The sequence below is a fragment of the Roseivirga spongicola genome (assembly GCF_001592965.1).
In the GTDB taxonomy this organism is placed as follows: domain Bacteria; phylum Bacteroidota; class Bacteroidia; order Cytophagales; family Cyclobacteriaceae; genus Roseivirga; species Roseivirga spongicola.
In genome coordinates this window covers 548,156-571,566 of the sequence record NZ_LRPC01000028.1, presented here as the reverse complement: position 1 = coordinate 571,566, position 23,411 = coordinate 548,156, and the positions used below count along the sequence as shown (strand labels likewise).

The 23,411-nt window shown below is 39.6% G+C and carries 23 protein-coding genes; 17 read left to right on the top strand and 6 right to left on the bottom strand.

Features of this window, described 5'->3' with window-relative positions:
- The first annotated feature begins 26 nt into the window (after positions 1–26).
- From AWW68_RS14305 to AWW68_RS19950, 3 genes are all read left to right on the top strand, one after another.
- A complete protein-coding gene (locus AWW68_RS14305) occupies positions 27–1,115 on the top strand; it encodes a WD40/YVTN/BNR-like repeat-containing protein (RefSeq protein WP_068222283.1) in 1,089 nt (362 codons plus the stop codon).
- Between the two features lie 99 nt (positions 1,116–1,214).
- On the top strand, positions 1,215–2,951 hold the full coding sequence (locus AWW68_RS14300) for a DEAD/DEAH box helicase (RefSeq protein WP_068222281.1): 1,737 nt from the start codon (positions 1,215–1,217) through the stop codon (positions 2,949–2,951).
- Positions 2,952–3,012: 61 nt separating this feature from the next.
- Positions 3,013–3,150 (top strand): 30S ribosomal protein THX, encoded by a 138-nt coding sequence (locus AWW68_RS19950; RefSeq protein ID WP_084375702.1) that lies wholly within the window; start codon positions 3,013–3,015, stop codon positions 3,148–3,150.
- A gap of 53 nt (positions 3,151–3,203) precedes the next feature.
- Here AWW68_RS19950 and AWW68_RS14295 read toward each other — a convergent pair whose 3' ends face one another.
- Both AWW68_RS14295 and AWW68_RS14290 read right to left on the bottom strand, forming a co-directional pair.
- The gene (locus AWW68_RS14295; protein WP_068222278.1) at positions 3,204–4,049 is read right to left on the bottom strand and encodes a DUF2911 domain-containing protein; all 846 of its coding nucleotides are present in this window, start codon (positions 4,047–4,049) and stop codon (positions 3,204–3,206) included.
- An 81-nt stretch (positions 4,050–4,130) separates the two neighbouring features.
- The gene (locus AWW68_RS14290) at positions 4,131–4,664 is read right to left on the bottom strand and encodes a DUF2911 domain-containing protein (protein ID WP_068222275.1); all 534 of its coding nucleotides are present in this window, start codon (positions 4,662–4,664) and stop codon (positions 4,131–4,133) included.
- A 68-nt stretch (positions 4,665–4,732) separates the two neighbouring features.
- On the opposite strand from AWW68_RS14290, the gene AWW68_RS14285 reads away from it, so the two are divergent.
- Both AWW68_RS14285 and AWW68_RS14280 read left to right on the top strand, forming a co-directional pair.
- Positions 4,733–5,329 (top strand): DNA-3-methyladenine glycosylase, encoded by a 597-nt coding sequence (locus AWW68_RS14285; protein ID WP_068222272.1) that lies wholly within the window; start codon positions 4,733–4,735, stop codon positions 5,327–5,329.
- A complete protein-coding gene (locus tag AWW68_RS14280; protein WP_068222269.1) occupies positions 5,311–6,246 on the top strand; it encodes a 2-hydroxyacid dehydrogenase in 936 nt (311 codons plus the stop codon). The genes AWW68_RS14285 and AWW68_RS14280 overlap by 19 nt, the downstream gene beginning before the upstream one ends.
- A gap of 9 nt (positions 6,247–6,255) precedes the next feature.
- Here the strand turns inward: AWW68_RS14280 and AWW68_RS14275 are convergent, their stop codons facing one another.
- Entirely contained in the window at positions 6,256–6,717 is a 462-nt protein-coding gene (locus AWW68_RS14275) for a hypothetical protein (protein ID WP_157717664.1), read from the bottom strand.
- A 181-nt stretch (positions 6,718–6,898) separates the two neighbouring features.
- Between AWW68_RS14275 and AWW68_RS14270 the strand changes: the two genes are divergently transcribed.
- Both AWW68_RS14270 and AWW68_RS14265 read left to right on the top strand, forming a co-directional pair.
- Positions 6,899–7,237 carry a PadR family transcriptional regulator gene (locus AWW68_RS14270; RefSeq protein WP_068222264.1) on the top strand — a complete coding sequence of 113 codons (339 nt, stop codon included), beginning with the start codon at positions 6,899–6,901 and terminating at the stop codon, positions 7,235–7,237.
- On the top strand, positions 7,224–9,860 hold the full coding sequence (locus AWW68_RS14265) for an ABC transporter permease (protein ID WP_068222262.1): 2,637 nt from the start codon (positions 7,224–7,226) through the stop codon (positions 9,858–9,860). The genes AWW68_RS14270 and AWW68_RS14265 overlap by 14 nt, the downstream gene beginning before the upstream one ends.
- Before the next feature lies 1 nt (position 9,861).
- Here AWW68_RS14265 and AWW68_RS14260 read toward each other — a convergent pair whose 3' ends face one another.
- Complete coding sequence (locus AWW68_RS14260; RefSeq protein WP_068222261.1) at positions 9,862–10,449, bottom strand: hypothetical protein; 588 nt, start codon at positions 10,447–10,449, stop codon at positions 9,862–9,864.
- A gap of 61 nt (positions 10,450–10,510) precedes the next feature.
- Positions 10,511–11,200, bottom strand: coding sequence for a tetratricopeptide repeat protein (locus AWW68_RS14255; protein WP_068222259.1), 690 nt, complete (start codon positions 11,198–11,200; stop codon positions 10,511–10,513).
- 92 nt (positions 11,201–11,292) lie between these two features.
- Here AWW68_RS14255 and holA point away from each other — a divergent pair, with 92 nt between their 5' ends.
- The 7 genes from holA (at position 11,293) to AWW68_RS14220 (ending at position 20,105) form a co-directional block, all read left to right on the top strand.
- On the top strand, positions 11,293–12,315 hold the full coding sequence (gene holA / locus AWW68_RS14250; RefSeq protein ID WP_068222257.1) for a DNA polymerase III subunit delta: 1,023 nt from the start codon (positions 11,293–11,295) through the stop codon (positions 12,313–12,315).
- A gap of 71 nt (positions 12,316–12,386) precedes the next feature.
- A complete protein-coding gene (locus AWW68_RS14245) occupies positions 12,387–15,473 on the top strand; it encodes a tetratricopeptide repeat protein (protein WP_221406002.1) in 3,087 nt (1,028 codons plus the stop codon).
- Positions 15,466–17,106, top strand: a complete 1,641-nt coding sequence (locus AWW68_RS14240) for a porin family protein (RefSeq protein ID WP_068222254.1) — start codon at positions 15,466–15,468, stop codon at positions 17,104–17,106. The genes AWW68_RS14245 and AWW68_RS14240 overlap by 8 nt, the downstream gene beginning before the upstream one ends.
- Positions 17,107–17,180: 74 nt before the next feature.
- The gene (locus tag AWW68_RS14235; protein ID WP_068222252.1) at positions 17,181–18,035 is read left to right on the top strand and encodes a hypothetical protein; all 855 of its coding nucleotides are present in this window, start codon (positions 17,181–17,183) and stop codon (positions 18,033–18,035) included.
- A gap of 4 nt (positions 18,036–18,039) precedes the next feature.
- Positions 18,040–18,720, top strand: a complete 681-nt coding sequence (locus AWW68_RS14230) for a MotA/TolQ/ExbB proton channel family protein (RefSeq protein ID WP_068224155.1) — start codon at positions 18,040–18,042, stop codon at positions 18,718–18,720.
- Positions 18,721–18,772: 52 nt separating this feature from the next.
- Positions 18,773–19,111: an ExbD/TolR family protein gene (locus AWW68_RS14225; RefSeq protein ID WP_317038760.1), complete on the top strand. Its 339-nt coding sequence runs from the start codon at positions 18,773–18,775 to the stop codon at positions 19,109–19,111.
- Between the two features lies 1 nt (position 19,112).
- Positions 19,113–20,105, top strand: coding sequence for a hypothetical protein (locus AWW68_RS14220; RefSeq protein WP_068222249.1), 993 nt, complete (start codon positions 19,113–19,115; stop codon positions 20,103–20,105).
- Here the strand turns inward: AWW68_RS14220 and AWW68_RS14215 are convergent, their stop codons facing one another.
- Complete coding sequence (locus tag AWW68_RS14215; protein ID WP_068222246.1) at positions 20,106–20,765, bottom strand: head GIN domain-containing protein; 660 nt, start codon at positions 20,763–20,765, stop codon at positions 20,106–20,108.
- Positions 20,766–20,928: 163 nt separating this feature from the next.
- Between AWW68_RS14215 and AWW68_RS14210 the strand changes: the two genes are divergently transcribed.
- The 3 genes from AWW68_RS14210 to AWW68_RS14200 are packed head-to-tail and all read left to right on the top strand — an operon-like array spanning position 20,929 to position 23,410.
- On the top strand, positions 20,929–22,110 hold the full coding sequence (locus AWW68_RS14210; protein WP_317038759.1) for a bifunctional folylpolyglutamate synthase/dihydrofolate synthase: 1,182 nt from the start codon (positions 20,929–20,931) through the stop codon (positions 22,108–22,110).
- On the top strand, positions 22,110–22,772 hold the full coding sequence (gene trmB, locus AWW68_RS14205) for a tRNA (guanosine(46)-N7)-methyltransferase TrmB (protein ID WP_068222239.1): 663 nt from the start codon (positions 22,110–22,112) through the stop codon (positions 22,770–22,772). Before AWW68_RS14210 ends, trmB begins: the two co-directional genes overlap by 1 nt.
- The gene (locus AWW68_RS14200) at positions 22,769–23,410 is read left to right on the top strand and encodes a phosphatase PAP2 family protein (protein ID WP_068222235.1); all 642 of its coding nucleotides are present in this window, start codon (positions 22,769–22,771) and stop codon (positions 23,408–23,410) included. Before trmB ends, AWW68_RS14200 begins: the two co-directional genes overlap by 4 nt.
- The last annotated feature ends 1 nt before the right edge of the window (position 23,411 follow it).

The window sequence follows — 23,411 nt, the reverse complement described above, 5'->3', positions numbered from 1 at the left end:
CAAGTCTCAATTATAAACTTTTAGCCATGTCAGAAAAGAATACGCTCCTTGTAGGTTCTCGCAAAGGACTTATTGTTTACAGGAAAAATGTCTCTGGAAAATGGAGGCATGACTCTACTGAATTCCTTGGCTTCCCTGTTACTATCGCTTGTATTGATGAAAACACTGGTTATTGGTGGGCAATGTTAGATCATGGCCATTGGGGTTGCAAAATTCATCGATCTAAAGATGGAAAGGAGTGGGAGGAACTTGAAGCCCCTAAATATCCTGAAGGCGAAGAACTGAAAGATGGTTCACCTGCAGCAACCAAATACTTATGGGCATTTGCTACTGGAGGAAAAGGTCAGCCAGGAACCATTTATGTGGGAACAGAGCCAGGAGGACTTTTCAAGAGCACCAATAATGGAGACTCCTTCGAGCTGGTGAGAGGCTTATGGGATCATCCTTCAAGAATTGAGTGGTTTGGTGGGGGAAGAGACAATGCCGGAATTCATTCCATTCTAGTAGACCCAGCGGATTCTAATCACATTTATGTTGCCGTAAGTTGTGCAGGAACCTTCGAAACTTTAGATGGAGGCGAAAGCTGGAAATCGGTCAACAAGGGCTTATATGCAGAGTTTTTGCCAGACCCTACGGCAGATATTGGCCAAGATCCTCATCTGGTAGATTGGTGCGCGGGTAACCCCAAAGTGATGTGGCAACAGAATCATTGTGGTATTTACAGATCTGTAAATGGCGGTGAATTTTGGGATAAAGTCAGCGAGGAAAACGGTCCTGCCCACTTCGGCTTTGCCATTGCCGCTAGTGAAACAGATACTAATGTGGCTTGGGTAGTACCAGGAGATAGTGACCAGATGCGTGTTGCCGTAGATTCAGCGCTTTGTGTTTGTAGAACCGATGATGGAGGTAAAACCTGGAAAGCCTTCAGAGAAGGTCTGCCTCAAGAAAATGTTTTTGACATTACCTATAGGCACGCCCTCGATGTAACAGGTTCTACATTGGCTTTCGGTACAACTACAGGTAATTTGTATCTATCTGAAAATGATGGAGAAAGCTGGGCTACATTGAGTAACAACTTACCAATGGTACACTCTGTAGAATTCTGCAATACCTAGCCAATATATAAGAAGGTGGAGAGTCTAAATAAATTGATTGACTTTCAATTAGTTCCCATTTATTCCCTCTACCTTTGTAGTTCATTATAAAAATACGTTTTGTCAAATTTTAAATCACTAGGACTTTCGCAGAACTTATGTGAAGTGCTAGATCAGTTGGGTTTTGAAACTCCAACACCTATTCAACAACAGGCTATTCCGCAGTTGTTGAAGAAAAATCCCACAGACTTCATTGGTTTAGCGCAAACAGGAACAGGAAAAACTGCCGCTTTTGGTTTGCCGTTAATCGATTTGATTGATCTGGAAGATGAAAGTACGCAAGCCATTATTATGGCTCCAACCAGAGAATTAGGTCAGCAAACAGCTACTCAATTGCAAAGCTTTGTAACTAATAATAGAAAGCTTAATGTAGAGGTAGTTTATGGTGGTGTAGATATTAGCAGGCAAATTAGAGCTTTAAAAAAGCCTACTCAAATTGTAGTTGCCACCCCAGGTCGTTTGCTAGATCTTATTAAAAGAAGAGCCATTTCTTTAGATGCAGTTCAGTACGTTGTGCTAGATGAAGCCGATGAAATGCTGAATATGGGCTTCAAAGAAGATATAGATGATATTATTGGTTACACTTCTGAAGAGCGTTCAGTCTGGTTGTTTTCAGCCACTATGCCTCCAGAAATCAGAAGGATTGTAGATAAGTACATGCACGAGCCTATTGAGGTGGCTGTTAATACTGAGCAAAAAAGTAACCTAGATATTTCTCATCAGTACGTGGTAACCAAAACAGCGAATAAGGTAGCTGCCATTCGTAGGTTTTTAGATGTTCAACCAGATATGAGAGGTGTAATGTTCTGCCGAACCAAACGCGAAACTCAGCAATTTGCAGACGAGTTTTCGAATATGGGCTATGGTGTAGAAGCATTACATGGAGATTTATCTCAAGGTCAACGCGATGCCGTTATGAAGCGTTTTAAGGCGCGTTCTATGCAATTACTAATTGCTACAGATGTGGCAGCTCGTGGTATTGATGTAAACGACCTTACTCACGTATTCCACCATACTTTGCCCGACCAGCTTGAGAGTTACACCCACAGAAGTGGAAGAACCGGTAGAGCAGGTAAAAAGGGTATCTCTTTGGTACTAATTAACCCGAGAGAAGGCAGGAAAATCAAAGACCTAGAGAAGAGGCTCAAAGTTAATTTTGAGCTTGTAGAAGTGCCTAATAGAGCTGAGCTGAAATACAGTAGAATTAACCACTGGGTTAAACTTATTCTTCAGACCAAGGTAGATAAGGGCATTGATGATATTCTTGAGCATATAGATCCTGAATTAGTTGGTTTGTCTAAAGAGGAGTTACTTAAAAGACTTCTGACAGTGCAACTAGACCACATGAGGGTAGATGGTAATGCCAACTTCGATGAACCTGAAGACTTGAATGAATCTCAGGGTAGTGGTAAGAGGCAGTCAGAAGGTGGAGTACGAGCCGATGGCCTTCAGCGCTTCTTTATTAACATAGGAGAAATTGATGGTGCCACTAAAGCCGATTTACTTCACTTTATGGCAGATGTTACGGATATGAACCCTAAGGCTTTCCAAGACATTGAAATGAAGAAAAACTGTAGTTTCTTCTACATGGATAAGGCTGAAAGCAAAGATGTTTCGAGAAAATTTAGAGGTATAAGTGTTTCTGGTCGTGCCGTAAAGGTGAATGAAGACAATGATGGGCCACCTAAAAAGTCGGGCCCCAAAAAGGGCAGGGGCAGAAGTTTTGGTTCTGATAACAAAAGAGCTGGCGGCCGCAGACAGGGTAGAACTCAAGGTAGGTCTGGTAGAAGAAGATAGTTACTATTGACAAGTTTTTTTGTCTTGCGTAAATTCCACTAGTGAAAATGTAATTTGATCTATGGGAAAAGGAGATAGAAAAACCAAGAAAGGCAAGATTGCCATGGGTACTTTTGGTGTTTCAAGACCCTACAAGGTAAAAGCCAAAAGCCATCCTAAGAAAGAAAAAGCTACTAAAGAAAAAGTAGCTAAGAAATGAAAAAGCCCTGACTTCTCGTGAAGTCAGGGCTTTCTGTTTACTGATAATCTCAATTATTTCAGTGAGTCTATCAACTTCTCGTTTAGTCTCACATAGTCAGGGTTTCCGCCTTCCTCGGCAAGTTTCATAGATTCTTTAGCCGCTGCTTGAGCTTCTGCATTCTTGCCTAATCTGGCGAGTAATTTTGCCTTTAAATGAATTACCCAATACTGTTTTTGTGGAGAAGCATCAATGGCTTTGTTTACCCATGTAAGAGCTAAGTTTGAGTCTCTTTCGGTGTCGTAATAGTAACCAGCAGCTTGAAAATAAACGCCAGCATTGGCTGGTGTACCATCAATCACTTGCTCCTTAATTTGAGCCATCACACGCTCGTCTACTTTTGTTTCTATTTTGAACATTGCTTTAGTGTGTTCCCACTTCATGTTCAAGTTGGCAGAGTTAGTAGTGAAGTCTGAAAAGCTAATAGTGAAAGTCTCATAATGGCTGCTCGGATGCTTTACTGGTACTTCAACCCTAAGTTGATCATCTTTTGACTCATAGCCAATAGCACCCCACCAATCTAGGTTTTTGCTAAAAATGATAGTGGCTACATCTTCAGTAAACTGAGTGTAAAGAGCGTAATCACCTTTAGGTAGAGGTTTGCCTTCAATTAGAACATCTTCGCTAAATGAGATTTTTGTAGAAGCATTGGCACCAGTTCTCCAAACTTCATTGTAAGGAATGAGCTCTCCGGCAACTTTTCTGCCACGGGCACTTGGTCTAGAATAAACCACTTTTACCTCTGCTAAGCCTACGGTTCCTTTCAATTCGAAAGTAGGACTTGCCGGAGGCATTTGTATTTGCGCATAGGTTACCGTAGTAACCATAACAGCTAATAAGCTAAGTATAATTCTTTTCATCGGTTTGAATTTTTGTATTGTGAAGTTATAAAAAAAGCTTCCATTCAATGAATAGAAGCTTCGTTTAGATTTTATATAACCTTAGTTAGTAACCGCAATTGGGAATTTCACTGAAGTATCGGCCCATGCTAACTCAATCATAGCCTTGTCTTTGCTGTTCTTGTCAAAGTCTTGCATCATGATGTAAAAAGTTTCTACAGGCTTATCCGTTTTAGTGGCTTTTGCTTTGAAACGCATTACGTCTTGAGATTCGTCATAATTAGTACCCCAAGTCTTGGCTTTGTTGATGATGATTGTCCACTCATCAGCGCCAGGGATAGTGTACATAGAATACTCACCAGCGGCTAGTTTTTTTCCACCTATCATTACCTCTTTGTCAAAGCTAATTTTAGTATTGGCGTTAGCTCCAGTTCTCCAAACTTCTCCATTAGGCGCCAAGGTATTCAGCTTACGACCATCTAAACTAGGTCTAGAGTATACCAAAGTCATTTGAGTGTTTCCTATGGCTTGTGAAACTGTAGTTGTAGGACTTGCTGCAGGACCTCTCTGAGCGAAAGCTGAGGTAGCTACAAAAAATAAAAGTAGTGTTGCGAAAGAGATAATTCCTTTTCTCATTTTTGATCAGTTTTTTTGATTCAACAAGTTAAACTCATTTCTTGAGAATTAGTTGCTATGATTTTCAGATGAAACTTCAAAAATCATTTTATCAGCGTGAAAATGTAGTCCAGATTGCCAAAGAGCTTTTGGGAAAGACTCTACATACTTTAGTTGATGGAGTCTATACCGTAGCTAAGATTACTGAAGTAGAGGCTTATTCTGGTAGAGATGACAAGGCTTGTCATGCTAATAACGGAGTAAGGACTAAGAGAACAGAGGTAATGTACGCAGAAGGCGGTCATGCTTATGTTTATTTGTGCTACGGCATCCATCATTTATTTAACGTGGTAACAAATGTTGCAGATAAGGCCGATGCTGTACTGATTAGGGCCGTTGAACCTATTGAGGGCATTGATATTATGCTTGAACGAAGAAAGAAAGGGAAGTTGGAAAAAGGTTTGAGTTCAGGACCTGGTACTTTGAGTCAGGCCTTAGGAATTACTACCAAAGTCCATTATGGTAAATGGCTTTTAGGAGATGAAATATGGATTGAAGAGGCTCCTAATTTAAATGATACAGAAATTGTAGTATCAAAAAGAATAGGTGTAGACTATGCGGAAGAAGATGCGCTTAAACCGTGGCGCTTTTATATAAAAGACAATAAATGGATCAGCAGAAAATAGATATTCTACTTTGTGCCAAAGTGTGGCAACCAGAACCTTGGGTTGAAGGCCTTTCAAAGTCGCCTTATGTAAATAAAGTACATGTATGGCCTACGGAAGAAGACTTGTCGAGTGTTCAGGCTTTGTTTGTTTGGAAGCCAATGGATGAAGGTGTGGTTGAAAGCTTACCAAATCTAAAGTGGGTAAGTTCACTAGGAGCTGGTGTTGACCATCTGGTCAATGATCAGCAGATTCCTTCCGATATTCCGATTACCCGAATTGTAGACCCGCATCTGACACGTGATATGACCAATTACTGCGTGATGGGAGTGATGATGTACCAACGAAGTATGGATAAGCATAAGGAGAACCAAGAAACTTCTACTTGGGATAGGCTTCCTTATTCGAACCTAAAAGTTGGTGTACTTGGTTTGGGTGAATTAGGAGGTCATTGTGCTTCTACTTTGGCTACTTTAGGCTTTGAGGTTAGTGGGTTTAGCAGAACTCCGAAGGAAATTGAAGGTGTAAAATGTTATGCTGGAGATCAGATGTCTGAATTTCTCAAGCCAATAGACGTTTTGATTAATCTGTTGCCGGTTACACCTCAGACCGAAAGCATTCTGGATAAAAACCTTTTTGAACGGCTTTCTGATGGAACATATTTAATAAATGTAGCTAGAGGGAATCATTTGGTAGAAGATGACTTGATTGAGGCCTTAGATTCAGGTAAGCTCTCTGGAGCCTTATTAGATGTATTCAGGCAAGAGCCGCTTCCGTCAGAACATCCTTTTTGGAAACATCCGAAAATTAAAATCACTCCACATGTGGCCAGTGTCACTTCTCCAGAATCAGCATTGAACTTGCTTCAAAAAAATATAGCTCGACTCATTAAAGGAGAAGAGCTATTGCATGATATAGATAGGTCTGCCGGTTATTAAGCCAGCAGACTAATTTTCTTTCCACTGAGTAACAAACTCATCAAATGACTTTTCTGTAAGTTCCATGGCTCTTTCAAAAATACCTTCAAAGCCATCAGAATCTGAAAAAAGAAGCTCACTGGATACCCAAATATTATTATTGAACCAATAGACTTTGGTTACCTTTTTTTCTTTAGTGATATCGTGACAGATTATCTTTGCACGATTGATATCTGATTCTTCAGTCAATTCTAGTCTAGCAATTCTGGCAATTCTGAAAAACTCTTTTTCACTTGCGTCAATAGTTAGATAATAGTTATTGTCATTGTAAGTGAATTCCACATCGCCATCAGCATCTATTTCGGGGTCATATCCTTCTCTAATGAGATACCCTAAATATCTATTCTGTAATTCTTTCTGAACATCTTCCGATTGACCTTGTGCCATAAAAGTGCAGAAGAGTAAGCCTAAAAAAAGGAGTCTTTTAATCATGAGTTATTATGTTTCAGGTTATAAGGTTGAAAGTAGTAATTAGGAATTAAAGTTGTCTGATTAATTCAGTTTACTTCCGTTTGAATACTTCATAAGCACAATTCATTACACCATAATTAATTTCATTTGCAATAGTGAAACATATGTATTTCATTTACTATTGTGAAACAAATTAAAACCCATGGGAAGAGTACAAATAGGGGAGTTTGAAGAATTGGTGCTTTTGGTTGTGGCCATTCTGAATGACAACGCTTATGGCATTAGTGTGATGGAAGAAATTCAATCTCAGACTGGTAGGAAAATCAATATTAGTGCAGTCCATTCTGCCTTAGATAGGTTGGAAACCAAAAGTTTTTTAAAGTCTGAAGTTGGAGGGGCTACTGCCGAGAGAGGCGGAAGAAGAAAGCGATTCTTCAAAATCACTGTGGCTGGTCAAGAGGCTCTGAACGCTATTCGCGAACAGCGCAATAAGTTACATGATCAAATTCCATCATTAGGACTCAAGTATGTCTCCATTTGATCACGAACCACCTCAGTGGGCCATCAAATTCTTGAAACTCTATTGCAAGCCCAGGGCACTAGAAATCATTGAAGGAGATGCCTATGAGCTATTTTATAAACGAATTGAAGCGGAAGGACTCAAGCCTGCAAGAAGAAAGTTCTCTTGGGATGTTCTCAGGTTTTTCCGCCTAAGATATATCAAAGGTCTAGAAGATATAAACTCATTAAACAACATTGCTATGCTCAAAAACTATTTCAAAATATCCATTAGAAGTCTCCTAAGGCAGAAATTCTATTCTGCTATTAACATTTCAGGTTTAGCCATTGGTTTAGCGGCCTGTTTGCTCATTACTATGTACATAGGTCATGAATTGAGCTATGATAATTTTCACCAAGATGTAGATAGAGTTTACCGTGTTGCCAATGGTCAGGCAGGCGCTTGGACTCCAGCCAGGCTTGGTGCTCAAATGAAGACTGACTTCCCTGAGGTTGAAGCTGTAGCACGGCTTAATGGGCCATTTGATCAAACCTTCAAAATTGGTGATCAGGTTTTTAAAGAGGCTCGAGGCTTCAGTGCAGACTCCACAATTAATCAGATATTCGATATTCAGTTTATAGCTGGTAACCCCAAAACTGCTTTAAATAGGCCTAATTCTGTAGTACTAACACAGTCTTTGGCAGATAAACTGTTCGGGTACCAAGATGCACTTGGTCAGATTATTAAGGCCGATGGCCAAAATATTCAGGTAACGGGTGTAGTAGCTGACCCACCTAAAAACACTCATTTTCAGTATAATTTCATCAACTCGTATCCACATGAAGAATGGATAACCATTGGTAATTGGACAGGGAATGGCTTTTTCACTTATGCTAAATTGGCTAAGGGGGCTTCTCCAGAACAAATCCATGAAAAGATGCCTGCCTTTATTCGTGAACATCTAGCACCTATGATTATTAAATATTCGGGGCATGATAGTTTCGATGCGTTTCTAGCAGATGGAGGTAAAAAAACGTTCTCACTCATTCCTATGCAGAAACTGCATTTACACTATTCTCATATGGCCTTAGGGTCTAGTGGAAGTATAGATAATGTTTACATATTCTCGGCTGTTGCCTTCTTTATTCTACTCATTGCCTGCATCAACTTTATGAATTTAAGTACCGCTCGTTCGGCCATGAGGTCTAAGGAAGTAGGTATGCGAAAAGTACTCGGATCATTAAAGGGACAGTTGGTTGGGCAGTTTCTAGTTGAATCTATAACTGTTTGCTTTCTTTCTTCAATATTGGCTTTAGGCATAGCCTCTTTGGCTCTAGAAGGGTTCAATCAACTGGCTAATAGAAACTTTAATGTAGAGGATATTTTCAATACGGCTACATTGCTTAAGCTATTCGGTATTATGTTACTTGTTGGTCTTTTGGCCGGAAGTTATCCTGCTTTTGTGCTTTCTGCTTTCAAACCAATTACGGCTTTAAAGGGAGAGTCTCAGGCAACAGGAAAAGGTAGTGGCTTTTTAAGAAAAGGGTTAGTAGCATTTCAATTCGCTATATCTATTCTTTTGATTGTAAGTACAGTAGTGGTTTACACTCAACTTAATTTTATCAAAAATCAAGACCTAGGCTTTAATCAAGAACAAGTTTTACTCGTCAAAAATATTAATCGATTGGCCGAGAACGGCACATCTTTTCTGAATAAGATTGATAGAATACCTTCTGTAGAATCTAGAGCTTTGAGTAACCAATACCTCTCGGGAGGTGTGTCGGATTGGGGTTATCAAACAGTAGAGGATAACCCTAGAAATAATAGCTTCATTAACCTATTTGCTACGGCAGACTTTCTAAAGACAATGGATATTGAACTGATAGAGGGTAGAGGTTTCAATAAGGATCTAGTTTCCGATACTGCTAATATTCTCATTAATGAAAAGACCAAAAAATGGCTAGGGGGAGATGTTTTGGGTAAGGTGCTTTCAAGAGGCGATGGAGAGGACTATACTATCATTGGGGTAGTAAAAGACTTCAACCATGCTTCATTGAGAAGAGACATCGACCCATTCATTTTTAGGCTGATGGGAGAAGATGGCAAAACTGAGGGAGACTGGTATGCCGCTAACTATTTATCGCTTAAGGTAACTGGAGACTATCAAAATACGGTTGAACAAGTAAGACAAGCATGGGCTGAAACCATTACAGATGAACCTTTTGAATACGTGTTTTTAGATGAGTCTTTCAACTCCCTTTATGCCGAAGAAGAAAGGTTTGGGCAATTGTTCACGGCTTCTTCTGGTTTGGCAATCGTTATTGCATGTCTGGGGTTATTCGCGCTAGCAGCATTCACTTTACAAAGGAGGTACAAGGAGATTGCCGTAAGAAAAGTGCTTGGCGCTTCTGTTCAGAGTTTAACTTTTATGGTAATTAAAAGCTTTACCCTGTTGGTACTTATAGGTGCTTTAATTGCCATACCAGTAGGTTATTGGTTAATGAAAGAGTGGTTAGCATCATTCGCTTACCAAATCAACCTTAATAACCCACTGATATGGATTGTGCCTATACTAGTGGTTGCCGCAGTAGCCTGGCTTACTGTTGGTTATCAGTCTATTAGAACCGCTACAAGTAACCCAGTAAAGGCTTTGAGGAGTGAATAGCTTAGTTGCCTTCAGCAGGCGTAACCATTATGTGAGCTCTGTAAAGGCCAGGGAACATTACCCAAGGGTGTCCTTTGCCATTCGGGCTAATTGGTAAACCAGTAGATTCTGCGGTGGCCAGTGGGGTATAGATAACGTACCTAAACTGGCCGCCTTCTAATTCATTAGTTTCAGGGTTGTATTTGGCGTTTTCTCCATAATAAATGGCAAGTGTAGAACCATAATTAGGTTTTTGAAGAGAGCCATTCATCATTTCTTCTTCGCGCATCTGAAGCACTTCGCCTCGGTTTTTACCTTCAGCTCTTAGCTCACGACCACGAGCCATAAATGGTTCAACATCTTTTGGATAAGAAACTACCTCAAAACCCTCTTTGGTAGGATCATCGGCTCTTACCACAAAGTTATTAGTGCCTTCTCTGAGCGTAATCATTTCGCCTTTTTCGTTGAAACCGTAAACATGTGCTCCATCTCGAACGGCAGCGGGAGCTGCTAGAACGGCCGATTTGATTTGCTCTTCAATGTTATTTTGTCCAGTACAAGAAAACTGGAGCGAAATGGTACATAATAAAATGACTATAAGCTTTTTCATAAGTAGAGTTGTTTGCTCCACAAGGTAAGAAAGAGCTGGTTAATCCTATGTATTGAAGGAATCAATCCTTCTTTCCAAGTATTTTATTCTTGGTGAATTGGCTGAAATCTTGGAAGCCTTCTTTGGTGAAGATTGACTTAATCACTTTCCACCTAGTCAGTATTTCTTGAGACTCCTTCTTTGGCACAGAAGAGGTTTTGGGTTCTGATTTTTCTTCTTGCTTTTCACCTTCCTTTGGCTCGTAACCAATGATTTTATTCGATTGGTTGAAACTCTTCTTTGAGCGTTCCTGATAGCCGAGCTTTTCTTCAATCAGACCCTTGTTGTTTAGTGCAATAGCGTCATCAGGATCTAATTCAACTGCTTTTTCATAGTCGGCTAGTGCTGCTTCACCTTCACCAATTCTATCTTTAAAAAATGCCCTAGAAGACCATCTGTATGGGTTTTCAGGCTCAAGCTCAAGTGCTTTTTCAAACTGAACATTAGCTTCATCATTTTCACCATTTAAATGAAGCGCTACAGCATAATCACCAATAAAGGTGGCATTGTTGGGCTGTAGTTTGGCAAGCTTTTCAAAGTCTAAAAGTGCATCTTCTAGCCTCTGAATCTTAGAAAGTGCTCGTGCTCTGTTGTATAAGCCAGAAATATGTTCGGGCTGTTTTTCTAGCGCCTGATTGAACAATTCTACGCCTTTTTTGAAATTATCTGATTTACAGGCTTCAATGCCTTTTTCCACCAACGAATCAACCATTCTTCACTTTTTTACAAATATAAACCCCTTATAAAAGTCTTGGTTCTATTTACTTGAAAATAGATTCGAGATCGTATATTTGACAACTGATCATGGCAGTAACTCCCGAGCAGATTTTACAGCAGTTGAAGGCCGGAAAATATGAACCGGTTTATTTTTTACAGGGGGAAGAACCCTACTATATCGATCAGATTTCCGATTACATTGAAGACAATTGTCTGAACGAAACCGAGAAGGGTTTTAACCAGACCATAATGTACGGTAAAGATGTTTCTGCAAGTCAGATTGTAACTGCAGCCCGCAGGTTTCCAATGATGGCCGAACGTCAGGTCGTGATAGTAAAAGAGGCTAAAGAAATACAGGATATCAATAAGGAAGAAGGGCAGAAGCTCCTGATGAACTACCTTGATAATCCGGTGCCTTCAACAGTGCTAGTTTTCGCCCATAAGCACAAAAAGGTAGATGGCAGAAAACCACTCTCTAAGGCGCTTAGTAAAAAGGCTATTCTGTTAACCACCACCAAACTTCGCGATTATGAAGTACCTAAGTGGATTGAAGGTTACGCTAAAGACAAAGGTTTCAACATAGGTTATCAGTCGGTGCAAATGCTTGCCGAGTATTTGGGCAACAACTTAGAGCGACTAAGCAATGAAATCAGCAAGATTTCTATCAACCTGAAAGAAGGCGAAGAAATTACTCCAGAGCACATTCAGAAATATGTTGGCATTAATAAAGACTACAATGTCTTTGAACTTCAGAATGCTATTTCTAAAGGAGATGTGTTAAAGGCCAATCGTATTGTCAATTATTTTGCGGCTAATATTAGGGCAAATTCCATCATCCCTATGATAGCTGTACTTTTTAGTTATTATAGTAAATTACTCCTTTTACACAGTGCAAAAGATAAGTCAGATAGTGGCTTGGCTAGAGCAATGGGGCTTCCTCCATTTGTAGTGAAAGATTACAAGGTTGCTGCGGCCAGATATCCTATCGATAAGGTGATGCAATGTATTTCTTTGCTTCGCGAAGCAGACCTAAAATCTAAAGGAGTGAATTCAGGATCTATGCCTGAAGAAGAAATTTTAAGAGAATTGGTTTTCAAATTGATGCATTGAATACTTCAATGGAGACTAACAATATTCAGAAGTTAAAAGAGTTTAGAAGTAAAGTGAGCAAATACAACTTGATGAGGAATCTATTAACTATTGTCACCATCAGCCTTGTAACGCTCGGGTCATTAAATGCTCAAAGTACGCTTCACCAAAACAGCGATAATAAATACTATCGTTTTGGTTTGGAGTTGCTAGACAAAGAGAAGTATAGTGCGGCCCGAGAACAGTTTGAAAGGTATCTTCTCGAAGGGTCTGATGAAATAAAAAAGGCCGATGCCGAATATTATGTTGCCTTATGTGCTTTGAACTTGAACAATGCAGATGGGCCACAACTTATTTCAGAATTCGTAAAGAAAAGGCCAAGTCACCCGAAAGCTTCTAAAGCTTATTACAACCTGGGTATCAATGCCTTTAAATCGAATGACTTTCAGACAGCTAACAAGTATTTAAAACTGGCAGATCTGAATGCTTTAAGCTCTGAAGAAAGAGCTGAAACCTACTTCAAAATTGCTTATTCCGCTTTTAGTCTAAATAGAAAAGAAGAGTCTATCAAATACTTCGATTTGGCTAAGAGAGAAGCTGGAGAATATCAGGCCGATGCCAATTACTACTCAGGTTACTTGGCCTACATAGATAATGGCTTTGATAAAGCTATTGTAGACTTAAGGAAGGCCGAAGAAAGTGAAAAGTACAGGTACAGAGTGCCTATTATGATCACTAGTTCATATTTTAAGCAGAAGCGTTATGGCGAGGTGCTAGCTTATGCGGATAAATTCAAGAATGTTGATGTAGAGCGTACTAGAATGGACTACCTCTATCAGATTTATCAGTTAGCAGGTGAGTCTGCTTATGCCGAGAGCAGGTATGAGAATGCCTTGGAGTTCTACGCTTTATACAGACAGTTAGCAGCCCAAAGTATAGACAATCAGACCCTTTATAGAATAGCTTATTCTAATTTTGCCATGGGTAATTCGGAGCCAGCCATTGAAGATTTTAAGCGTGTAGCTTTAAAAGAAGATACCTTGGCACAGTATGCATCTTATTATTTAGGACAGCTGTATGTTGAGCAAGACAATTATGTGTTTGCAACTTCTGCATTTGATAAAGCAAGTAAGCTTCCATTTAACGAGAGCATTCAAGAAGAAGCCTCTTTCAATTTAGCTAAGGTGAATTTTGAGTCGAAGAAGTATTCTCAAGCCATTACTTCATTAGACAGGTTCATTAGAGAGTACCCAACTTCTCAATATATTCCTGAGGCAAATAATCTACTTTCTGAGGCATTTTTGAATACCAACGATTTTGCTCGGGCTATTACATTCATTGAAAGAATTCAAGATAAGAGCCCAAGAGTGAGGGCGGCTTACCAGAAAGTGACCTTCTACAAGGGAACAGAGTTCTTCAATAATGCTCAGTATACCAATGCTGTTCAAATGTTTGATAAGTCATTGGTTTACAGAATTGATGACGACCTAGAAACTGCAGCTCATTTTTGGAAAGCCGAGGCCTTGGCTACTTCAAGAAATTACACCAATGCCATAGATGCATACCAGCAGGTATTTAGAACTAGAAACACAGATTCTGAGTACTATTTAAAGGCGAATTATGGAATCGGCTATGCCTATTATAATACTAGGGATTACCCTAATGCCAGAATCTATTTTAAGCGCTATGTAGATGTGTTGGAGGGAAGACCCAATAAACTCAACTACAATGATGCTATTTTGAGGTTGGCAGACTGTTACTATGTAGATAAGGCCTATGCTACAGCCATTTCTTACTACCAAAGAGCAATTGATACGAATAACCCAAATGTTGATTATGCTTATTTTCAAAAGGGTGTAGTTAGAGATTTTCAAGACAAAAGTGATGAGGCTATTCAGTCTCTAGACGTAGTAATTAACCGCTTCAGCAATTCACGCTACTACGATGATGCTATTTACAAAAAGGCTCAGATTCAGTTAGAAAACAGAGACTATAGAGAGTCAATTCAAGGCTTTACTAGAATAATTGAGAACCAAGAGCAAAGTCCTTTCATTCCTTATGCTTATGAAAGCAGAGCACTGGCTTACTTTAACTTAAATGAGTTAGATAAAGCAGAAGAAGATTATAAAATCATTCTAGATACTTATGTAACCAGTAGAGTGGCCAATTCTGCACTTCTAGGTTTACAAAATACGCTGAAGCTCAATAACAAAGTGCTTGAGTTCGATCAGTATTTGGCAAAGTACAAGAATGCAAACCCAGATAATCAGGCGCTCGAGAACATAGAGTTAGAGTCCGCTAAAAACCTTTACTTCGGTCAAGAATATTCTGCTGCTATTGGAGCCTTCGAAGATTATGAGCGAAACTATACTAGCAGTCCGTTGAGCAGTCAGGCTAAGTTCTACAGGGCTGAATCTCACTACAGATTGAATAATAATGTAAAAGCTCTAGAACTCTATTATGAACTAGACAGAGAAGCGCAGGTATCTGATATTGATGTGGTTTTCCAAAGAATAGGTGAGCTGCAACTCAAGGCTGGAGACTTTGGAGAAGCTGCGAACTACTACAGCAGGCTAGAGAAAATAGCAATCTCCAAAAGGCAGGAGAATGATGCATGGGCAGGTTTGCTCGAAGCTTACTTTAAACTAGCCGAATATGATAAGATGAAGGTCTACGCCAATAACATCATCACCAAAGGGAATATCAGCCAAGATCAGGTGAACAAGGCGCAGTTGTATTTGGGTAAAGCAGCTTATAATCAGGGCAACTTCAATACAGCAATTGACGACCTTTTGAGCACGATAAATACTTCTAAAAACAGGTACGGAGCAGAAGCTCAGTATTTGCTAGGAAAAATATTCTATCAACAAGGTAACTACCAAGAGTCGCTCACCACCTTGTTCGAATTCAATGAACGATTCGCGGACTATGACTTATGGTTAGGAAAAGCCTTCTTACTAATTGCCGATAACTACATAGCCTTGGGCGAGTTGTTTCAGGCAAAAGCCACGGTTAATTCAATTATTGAGAATTCTCAGGTAGATGAAGTGTTAACGGAAGCAAGAGCTAAGTTGACCGAAATTGAGATAAAAGAGGAAGAGCTAAGACAACAAGAAATTGCATCGGATAGCACAAAAATGGATTCAACACAAGTTCAGAAAGGAGGCAACAATGAATAAGTTGACAAGACTTTCGATTGTAGGACTTTTTATCATAGGAACTGGTTCTCTTTTCGCGCAGCAAGGGCAAGGACAGCTAGAAGAGGCTGAAATTGTAATCCGTAAAGACAGGCGAATTACGCTTCCGCCAGCTACCAGAAACTTTGAGAAAATACCTCAGCTTCCCGTAAGCGAAACGGATACCAAGCAGCAATACTCTTTTAAAACTTTTCAGTACAGTTTGAGTCCGTTGGTGCCAGCATTTCGAACAGTGAATTATCAAGGAAATCAACGGTTGAGCGACTTGACTTCAAACTTCCTGAAGCTTGGTTATGGTAATTATGGAACCCCTTATTTAGAAGGGTATTTAGGCTCTAAACGACATGAGTCTTACTTGTTTAACCTATATGTAAGACACCTTTCGAGTAAAAAAGGACCTGTTTTCGATGAGAATTCTGGAGAAGGAAGAACCGAAGCGGCCATTGGCGCTAAGTACTTCAGTAATGTGAATAAGGTCTCTGGCTCAATGAATTACTCAAGTCAGAAGGTTCATTTTTACGGATACGATCCTGTGCTAGATTTAGAGCCTGGAGATATTGAGCGGAAATTCACCAGATTCTCAACTAATGTGTTGATTGAGAATGCCAATAAGGAGCAAAACTTCGATTACCATTTCAAAACAGACTGGATTTTCTTTAGAGATTCTTATGAGGCTAGAGAGAACAAGTTCAACTTCGATGTGGGTGGGTTCTTTATTGTAAATGAAGACCTAAGGTTCAACATAGACCTTTTAGCTACCCTCTCTAAACGTCAAGATACTGAAGAGGACAACCGTAGTTATTTAAACTTCAGGCCAAGGGCTATTTACAGAACCAATGGATTCACCTTTAATGCAGGTTTTAACCTAGCAGGAGACAATGGCTTTAACAAAGGCTTAAGTATTTATCCGGTAATTAAGGCCGATTATGCCTTGAGCTCTGGCTTTAGAATTTATGCTGGCTATGAGGGAGACCTTGAATTCAATTCTGTAGAATCTTCTATTAGCGAAAATCCATTCTTAGAGGCTGACTTTGACTTGAGAAATACTGAGAAGGTAAGCGATATTACTGCAGGTTTAGATTTTCAGTTATTCGATGGTTTAACACTCAGTTCTGGGGTTAGCTATGCTACCTTGAACAACTTGCAGTTCATTACCAACTCTATCTCTGACTCTACTAGGTTTGAAATACTTTATGATGGTGATAAAACTGATAGGTTAGATGTTTTTGGAGCGGTAAACTTTGAAAAAGCAGGAAAGGTGAGGAGCTCCTTACGTTTCGATTTCTATAACTATTCTTTAGCCACATTGACAGAAGCATGGCATAGACCAAACTTTAAAGCGGCTTTTAACTCTACTATTTTCCCAATTGAAAAGTTGGCCATCACTACTGATTTATACTACCTAGGTGGGCTTAAGGCACTTAACGGAGAAACAACCCAGGTGTATGATCTAGATGATATCATAGATCTGAATTTGGGTGGTAGATATGAGGTAAATGATAGAATTGGTGTATTTTTGCAGATAAACAACCTATTCGGCAAAGAGTACGAAAGGTATCTTAACTATCCATCTCGTGGTATTCAATTCTTAGGTGGATTATCAGTATCATTCTAGTCTGGCAAAGACCCATTTTAGTATAGTATTTTTATTTTACTAATTTGTAAAAACATCATTCAACCTTATTCAGTATGGCGGCTAAAAAGAAAAGCAATTCTTCTGGAGAAAACGACAAAGCAAAAAGAACCGGTGCGAGAAAATCACCAGCTAAACCTAAGAAAGAAAAACCTCAGGCACCTGAGACTAATGATGATGACTTTGGTTTAGATGATATTGAACTAGAACCAGTTACAGATACTCCTTTAGAAGAGCCACCTGCTCCAGAACCTATTGCAAACCCTAGCGAAGAAGCAGAAGAAGCTCCGAAAGAAGAAAAGGTAGAAGAGAAAGAGGTAACGCCAATACCTCCAGTAAAAGAAGAAAAAAAGGAAGAGCCAGAGCCTTTCGTGTTTTCTACTGGCGATGAGAAAGCGCATCCCAAAAACGAAGAGAAAAAAGCACCAGTGCAACCTGTGGCCAAAAAGCCTGAAGAGGAGGAGAAAACCAATAATTCAGGAATTACAGCTTTGGTTATTATCTTGCTGATTGTGATAATAGCAGCAATACTTTATTTCTTCGTTTTCAAGAAAGATAAGGAGGTTGAACCTATTAAAACTGAACAACCACAGCCTAAGCCAGAACCGGAGCCAGAGCCCGAACCAATTCCTGAACCAGAACCAGAGCCGACAGCAGAATTATTTACAATTTCTGCACCTGAAGGCCGTTGGTATGTTGTAATCGGAAGCTTCTATGATGCCGATCTTGCTGAAGATAAAGGCGAAGAAATTGTAGCTGCAGGAGAGAGTGCTTATTTGTTGAAACCTACTGGTGATTTCAAATTCCATAGAGTGGGCATAGCACTGTCTGGCAGTATGGCTGAAGCCGAAGAAAAGAGAGCTGACTTGGTTAGCACTTACGGTGAAAATATCTGGGTACTGAAATATTAAAATGGTGATATTATTGCAACAATTAGCCACTTCCGACACAACCGCTGTTGGAGGTGATGGAGAAGGAGTTCTGTTCTTTTTTGAACTCCTTTTAAAAGGTGGATTCTGGTTAGTGCCACTAGTTATTCTTTGGGGTATGGCTATCTATATATTCTTCGAAAGACTAAGAAATCTTAATAGAGCTTCTAAAACGCCTTTCGAGTTTATGGAGAAAATTAAAAACCTGGTGGCTAACGGAGATGTAAATGGAGCTAAGCTTTTGTGCTCTCAAACTGATTCACCAATTGCTAAAATGATTGAAAAGGGAATTCACCGAATAGGTTCTCCACTCAAAACTATTGAGGCTTCTATAGAAAATGTAGGTAAAATTGAAGTTTACAAGTTAGAAAAGAACCTCTCTTTGCTAGCTACTATTTCTGGTGCAGCACCAATGATTGGTTTCTTAGGTACCGTTTCTGGTATGATTCAGGCCTTTATTGCCATTGCGCAAGAAGAAGGGTCTGTAAGCCCTAAGTTACTTTCTACAGGTATTTATGAGGCTATGGTTACAACCGCAGCTGGTTTGGTGGTAGGTATTATAGCCTACTTGGGGTACAATTACCTAGTATCTAAAGTGCAGAAGGCTATTCACTACATGGAATATACTTCTATAGATTTTATAGACTTACTGCAAGAGCCGCAATAAGATGGATATTAAGTCTAAACATAAGGTAGAGTCATCATTTAGCATGTCATCAATGACAGATATTGTATTCCTGTTGTTGATCTTCTTTATGCTTACCGCCTCTTTCATCACACCATCGGGCCTACCGGTAAATTTACCAACGGCACAATCGGCTAGTATTTCACTGCAGAAAAATAGCTTAACGATTACAGCAGATTTGCGTTATGTGTTAAATGATAATGAGGTGACTCCTGAGACACTAGAAAACGAATTATTACGTTTAACGGGTGGGCAAGAAGGTACTTTGAGCTTAAATATAGATGCATCCGTACCAACCGGTCATACGGCTAAAGTGGCTGGGATTGCCGCCAAATTGAAGCAAAAAACAGTCTTGGTTACAAGACCTGAGTAATATGTCTGAACAGGAAAAGAAAGATAAGCGATTTAGTATTGTGGTTTCGGCTATTGTACATAGCTCGATTATCGCTCTTTTCCTTGTTTTAGTAGCTTGGAGAGAACCAGATCCGCCAATTCCAGAATATGGCATTGAACTAAACCTTGGTTTCCAAGAAGTTGGTAGTGGCGACACTGAGAAGACTTTTGATGCTCCGGCAGAAGAAACTGAAAATGATACGCCTCCTGATGCCGAGTCTGACTCTGAGAATACGGAAGTGGAAGAAGTTCAGGAAGAAGAAGTTACCGAGCCAGAAACAGTAGAAGAGATTAAGCCTGTTACACCACCTGTTGAAGAAACCAAGACAGAAACTCCTCCAGTAGAGCAAACAGTTAAAGAAACTATAACCAGTCCTGAAAAAGCAGAAGTGAAGGTGGAAGAGAAGACTCCTCCTGTAACTGAAACAAAAAAAGAGGAAGAAACTAAGCCGACAGAACAAAAGAAAACAGAAGAGAAACCTGTTGAGGAAAAAAAAGTAGAAGAAAAGCCAGTTGAAAAACCTAAGCCAAAACCTACTATTGATAACAGAGCTTTAATGGGGGGAAAGAAAACGAATACTGACAGTAAAGAAGCTGCATCAAATAATCAGGGAAGCTCTTCAGAAAAGGGAAATGAAGGTGACCCTAAGGGTAACCCTAATACCAAAGGCTCTAGCCCTGGAGGTGCCGATTTAGGTGTTAGTTACAGTTTAGACGGTTGGAAGTGGCAAGCGCCTCCTTCTAAAAAAGACGATTCTCAAGTAGATGGTGTTATCAAATTTGCTATCGATGTAGATGATAGAGGAAAGGTACTTAGAGTAACTGTTGTCCCTGGGACAACTATAAGTGACAACACTATTGTAGACTTTTATAAGAAGCAAGTGTTGGAGCTACGCTTTATTCAAACCGATGCCTCCAAAGCACCTGCTGCAGTATCTAAGGGCGAAGTTACCTTCGTAATTAAAACCAATTAATTACTTCTTCTTCACTTTACCAGAACCACTAATTTGTGTAAAAATTTGAGGGTTTCCGTAGTATTCTACTTTACCAGAGCCCGAGATATCTGCCTCTAAAGACTGATTTACTCGAGTTTCAATATCTCCTGATCCACGAATTTCCACTTCAGCAGATTCTGCTTGAAGATCGTGTCCTTTGAATTTTCCTGAACCATTAACCACAACCTTGAGCACATCTGTTGCTCCACATGCGTAAATATCGCCAGAGCCATTGATCTGAAATGATGCAGAGGCCACATCTAAACAGTCTTCAATAGCAATTAGACCAGAACCGTTTATGGTAAACTGAGACACCAAGTCAGAGGTGACATAAATGCTCATGGAGTTGGCGTTTCTAATCCACACATTGGGTGTAGTTTCAATTCTTAATTCTCCATTTACCACAGTGGTTTCAATGTACTTATGTAAGTTTTCGTTAGTTCTAATTCTTACACTAGGTGCCGTTCCTTCATAAACGTAAAGCTTAGCAGGAATCTGAAGATGCAAAGCTGTGAATTCATCCGTTGAGCGTTCTTGCTCAACTATAGGCCCACGGCCATTAATTCCATCTTCCGAGCAAGCAGTAATAAAGGTGAGTAAGGCCAGTAGGCTGAGGATTAATTTGAATGATTTGTTCATATTCTGAGTTTTTGACTTTTGCCGATATGACGTTTTCAGAGTGAACCACACGTATGATCAATCAAAATATTTTCAAAAATCCTGATACCCGATCAATAGGAGCTAGTATCTTCGCCCTATGACCTATCAGGAGGCGCTTGATTTCATGTTTAAGGCTTTACCCATGTACCAAAGAGTGGGACAGGCCGCGTTTAAAAAGGATCTTACAAATACAATTAAGCTTTGTAAGGCGCTCAATCATCCAGAAAAGAAATTCAAGAGTATCCATGTAGCAGGCACTAACGGTAAGGGCAGCACATCGCACATGCTGGCTTCGGTGCTCCAAGCATGCGGATATAAGGTGGGTTTATATACTAGCCCGCATTTAAAATCATTTACCGAGCGGATCAGAATAAATGGTGAAGAAGTAAGCCAGGGTTTTGTAGTAGATTTTATTGAGCAAAATATGCCCAGTATTGAGTCTATTAAACCTTCATTCTTTGAAATGACGGTAGCTATTGCTTTCAATTACTTTGCTCAGCAGAAGGTCGATATTGCTGTTATAGAAGTTGGACTAGGAGGCAGGTTGGACTCTACAAACATTATTGAGCCAGAAGTTTCTGTAATTACCAATATCGGTATGGATCATATGGATATGCTAGGTGACACATTGGAAAAGATTGCCTTTGAAAAAGCTGGTATAATTAAGGAATCGGTTCCTGTAATAGTCACTGAGAAGCAAAAAGAAACTGAGCCAGTTTTTGTTGAAGTAGCAAAAAAGAGAAATGCTCCCATCATTTTTGCTGAAGACCAGGTTTATGATGAAATACCTTTATCCGATCTTCAAGGAACTTATCAAGCTAAAAATGTCAAAGGAGTGTTGACTTGCCTGAGGGTATTAACAGAACTAGGTTGGGAAATCTCGGAAGATAAAATCAGGTTAGGCCTGTCTCAGGTTCAAACCAATACTGGACTTAAAGGCAGATGGCAACAGTTGGGTTCTAATCCTTTAACTATTTGTGATACAGGTCATAATAAAGAAGCATTTCAATATATAGTTGATCAAATATCTAGACAGCTTTACTCACAGTTATATATGGTGCTGGGCTTTGTTAAGGAAAAAGATTTGAATCCTATACTAGCTATGCTTCCTGAAAACGCACACCTGATTTTCTGTGAGCCTCAAATACCAAGAGCTCTACTGATAGACGAATTGAAAGCGAAGACAAGCAAGTTAAAGCAGCCCAAAACCTATATTCAAGATGTTAATGAGGCTATCAATTTTGCCCAACAGTCTGCATCGCCAGATGATATGATTTACATTGGAGGGAGTACATTTGTAGTGGCTGAAATCGAAGGGTTATAATGTCTAGGACTAAATTGAAGAAGTATGGGGAAATTGCTGAAAGACATAATGTCTTCGAAGACACTATGCCCATTTACAAAAACTTGAAAGGGAATTGGAACAAGGAGTATTTCCCTAATGACCAACCAATAACCCTTGAGTTAGCATGCGGAAAAGCCCATTATACTACAGGCTTAGCAGCAGTTTATGCTCAAAGAAACTTTGTAGGCATAGATGTTAAAGGAGATAGACTATGGGTTGGTAGTACTGTATCTATTGAGAAGGAACTAACTAACACAGCTTTCCTCAGAGCGCAGATTGAGCATTTAGATCAGTTTTTTGCCCCGAATGAGGTGGCCGAAATATGGATAACTTTTCCAGACCCAAGACCTAGAAAGAGGGATATTAAACGGAGGCTTACTTCTCCCAGATTTTTAGAGCTTTATAAAAGTGTATTAAAGCCAGATGGCCTGATCAACTTTAAGACGGATAACACCCAACTTTTCCAATACACCCTAGAGCTGTTTGAGGAACGAGATGATATTGAGTTGCTAGACCATACTTTCAATTTGTATGATTCCGATTTAAACAAGCTCCATCACGGTATTGAAACAGACTTTGAGAGAAAGTTTGTGGCCAAAGGTGAAAACATTAAGTACCTAAGATTCAAATTCAAGGAATGAAATCAGACTTATTCGGAACAACAATACATTGGTTAACGGCTATTTACTTTGTACTAGGCGGCATTTTAATGGTGTTTACTGCCCATGGTGACGTAGTGTTATGGTTAAATGACAACCACTCAGTATTTAGCGATTTTTTCTTCAAGTATTGGACGCATGTAGGTGATGGTTTTGTACTGGCTATAGTGGCACTAGGCTACTTATTCCTGAATTATCATAAGTTTTTAACACTGCTAATTGCCATAGTCTTTCAAACCATCTTTGTACATATCTTCAAACAATGGTTGTATGCTGGAGAGCCAAGGCCCAAGCTTTATTTCGAAGATCAATTAGATACATTGAACTTTGTAGATGGAGTTACAGTAAGAAGCTTCGATGCTTTTCCTTCAGGGCACACTGCCTCTGCGTTTACTTTGGCATTTTTCTTAATGCTTGTAATTCGTTCTACCACATGGAGAGTTGTATTCTTCTTTAGTGCCGTTTTGGTAGGTGTAAGCCGAATGTATATTCTTCAGCACTTTGCTAGAGACGTATATTTTGGTAGTCTGTTTGGAATTCTTTCAGTGGTTCTAGCCTACATGATTATGGCACCAAAGAGTGAGTATCCGAAACTTCAAAAGGGATTATTAAGGAAGTAAC

Coding starts and splice junctions, on each gene's coding strand:
- AWW68_RS14305 (WP_068222283.1), top strand. CDS start 27: ATGTCAGAAAAGAATACGCTCCTTGTAGGTTCTCGCAAAGGACTTATT.
- AWW68_RS19950 (WP_084375702.1), top strand. CDS start 3,013: ATGGGAAAAGGAGATAGAAAAACCAAGAAAGGCAAGATTGCCATGGGT.
- AWW68_RS14295 (WP_068222278.1), bottom strand. CDS start 4,049: ATGAAAAGAATTATACTTAGCTTATTAGCTGTTATGGTTACTACGGTA.
- AWW68_RS14290 (WP_068222275.1), bottom strand. CDS start 4,664: ATGAGAAAAGGAATTATCTCTTTCGCAACACTACTTTTATTTTTTGTA.
- AWW68_RS14285 (WP_068222272.1), top strand. CDS start 4,733: ATGAAACTTCAAAAATCATTTTATCAGCGTGAAAATGTAGTCCAGATT.
- AWW68_RS14280 (WP_068222269.1), top strand. CDS start 5,311: ATGGATCAGCAGAAAATAGATATTCTACTTTGTGCCAAAGTGTGGCAA.
- AWW68_RS14275 (WP_157717664.1), bottom strand. CDS start 6,717: ATGATTAAAAGACTCCTTTTTTTAGGCTTACTCTTCTGCACTTTTATG.
- AWW68_RS14270 (WP_068222264.1), top strand. CDS start 6,899: ATGGGAAGAGTACAAATAGGGGAGTTTGAAGAATTGGTGCTTTTGGTT.
- AWW68_RS14265 (WP_068222262.1), top strand. CDS start 7,224: ATGTCTCCATTTGATCACGAACCACCTCAGTGGGCCATCAAATTCTTG.
- AWW68_RS14260 (WP_068222261.1), bottom strand. CDS start 10,449: ATGAAAAAGCTTATAGTCATTTTATTATGTACCATTTCGCTCCAGTTT.
- AWW68_RS14255 (WP_068222259.1), bottom strand. CDS start 11,200: ATGGTTGATTCGTTGGTGGAAAAAGGCATTGAAGCCTGTAAATCAGAT.
- holA (WP_068222257.1), top strand. CDS start 11,293: ATGGCAGTAACTCCCGAGCAGATTTTACAGCAGTTGAAGGCCGGAAAA.
- AWW68_RS14245 (WP_221406002.1), top strand. CDS start 12,387: ATGAGGAATCTATTAACTATTGTCACCATCAGCCTTGTAACGCTCGGG.
- AWW68_RS14240 (WP_068222254.1), top strand. CDS start 15,466: ATGAATAAGTTGACAAGACTTTCGATTGTAGGACTTTTTATCATAGGA.
- AWW68_RS14235 (WP_068222252.1), top strand. CDS start 17,181: ATGGCGGCTAAAAAGAAAAGCAATTCTTCTGGAGAAAACGACAAAGCA.
- AWW68_RS14225 (WP_317038760.1), top strand. CDS start 18,773: ATGACAGATATTGTATTCCTGTTGTTGATCTTCTTTATGCTTACCGCC.
- AWW68_RS14220 (WP_068222249.1), top strand. CDS start 19,113: ATGTCTGAACAGGAAAAGAAAGATAAGCGATTTAGTATTGTGGTTTCG.
- AWW68_RS14215 (WP_068222246.1), bottom strand. CDS start 20,765: ATGAACAAATCATTCAAATTAATCCTCAGCCTACTGGCCTTACTCACC.
- AWW68_RS14210 (WP_317038759.1), top strand. CDS start 20,929: ATGTACCAAAGAGTGGGACAGGCCGCGTTTAAAAAGGATCTTACAAAT.
- trmB (WP_068222239.1), top strand. CDS start 22,110: ATGTCTAGGACTAAATTGAAGAAGTATGGGGAAATTGCTGAAAGACAT.
- AWW68_RS14200 (WP_068222235.1), top strand. CDS start 22,769: ATGAAATCAGACTTATTCGGAACAACAATACATTGGTTAACGGCTATT.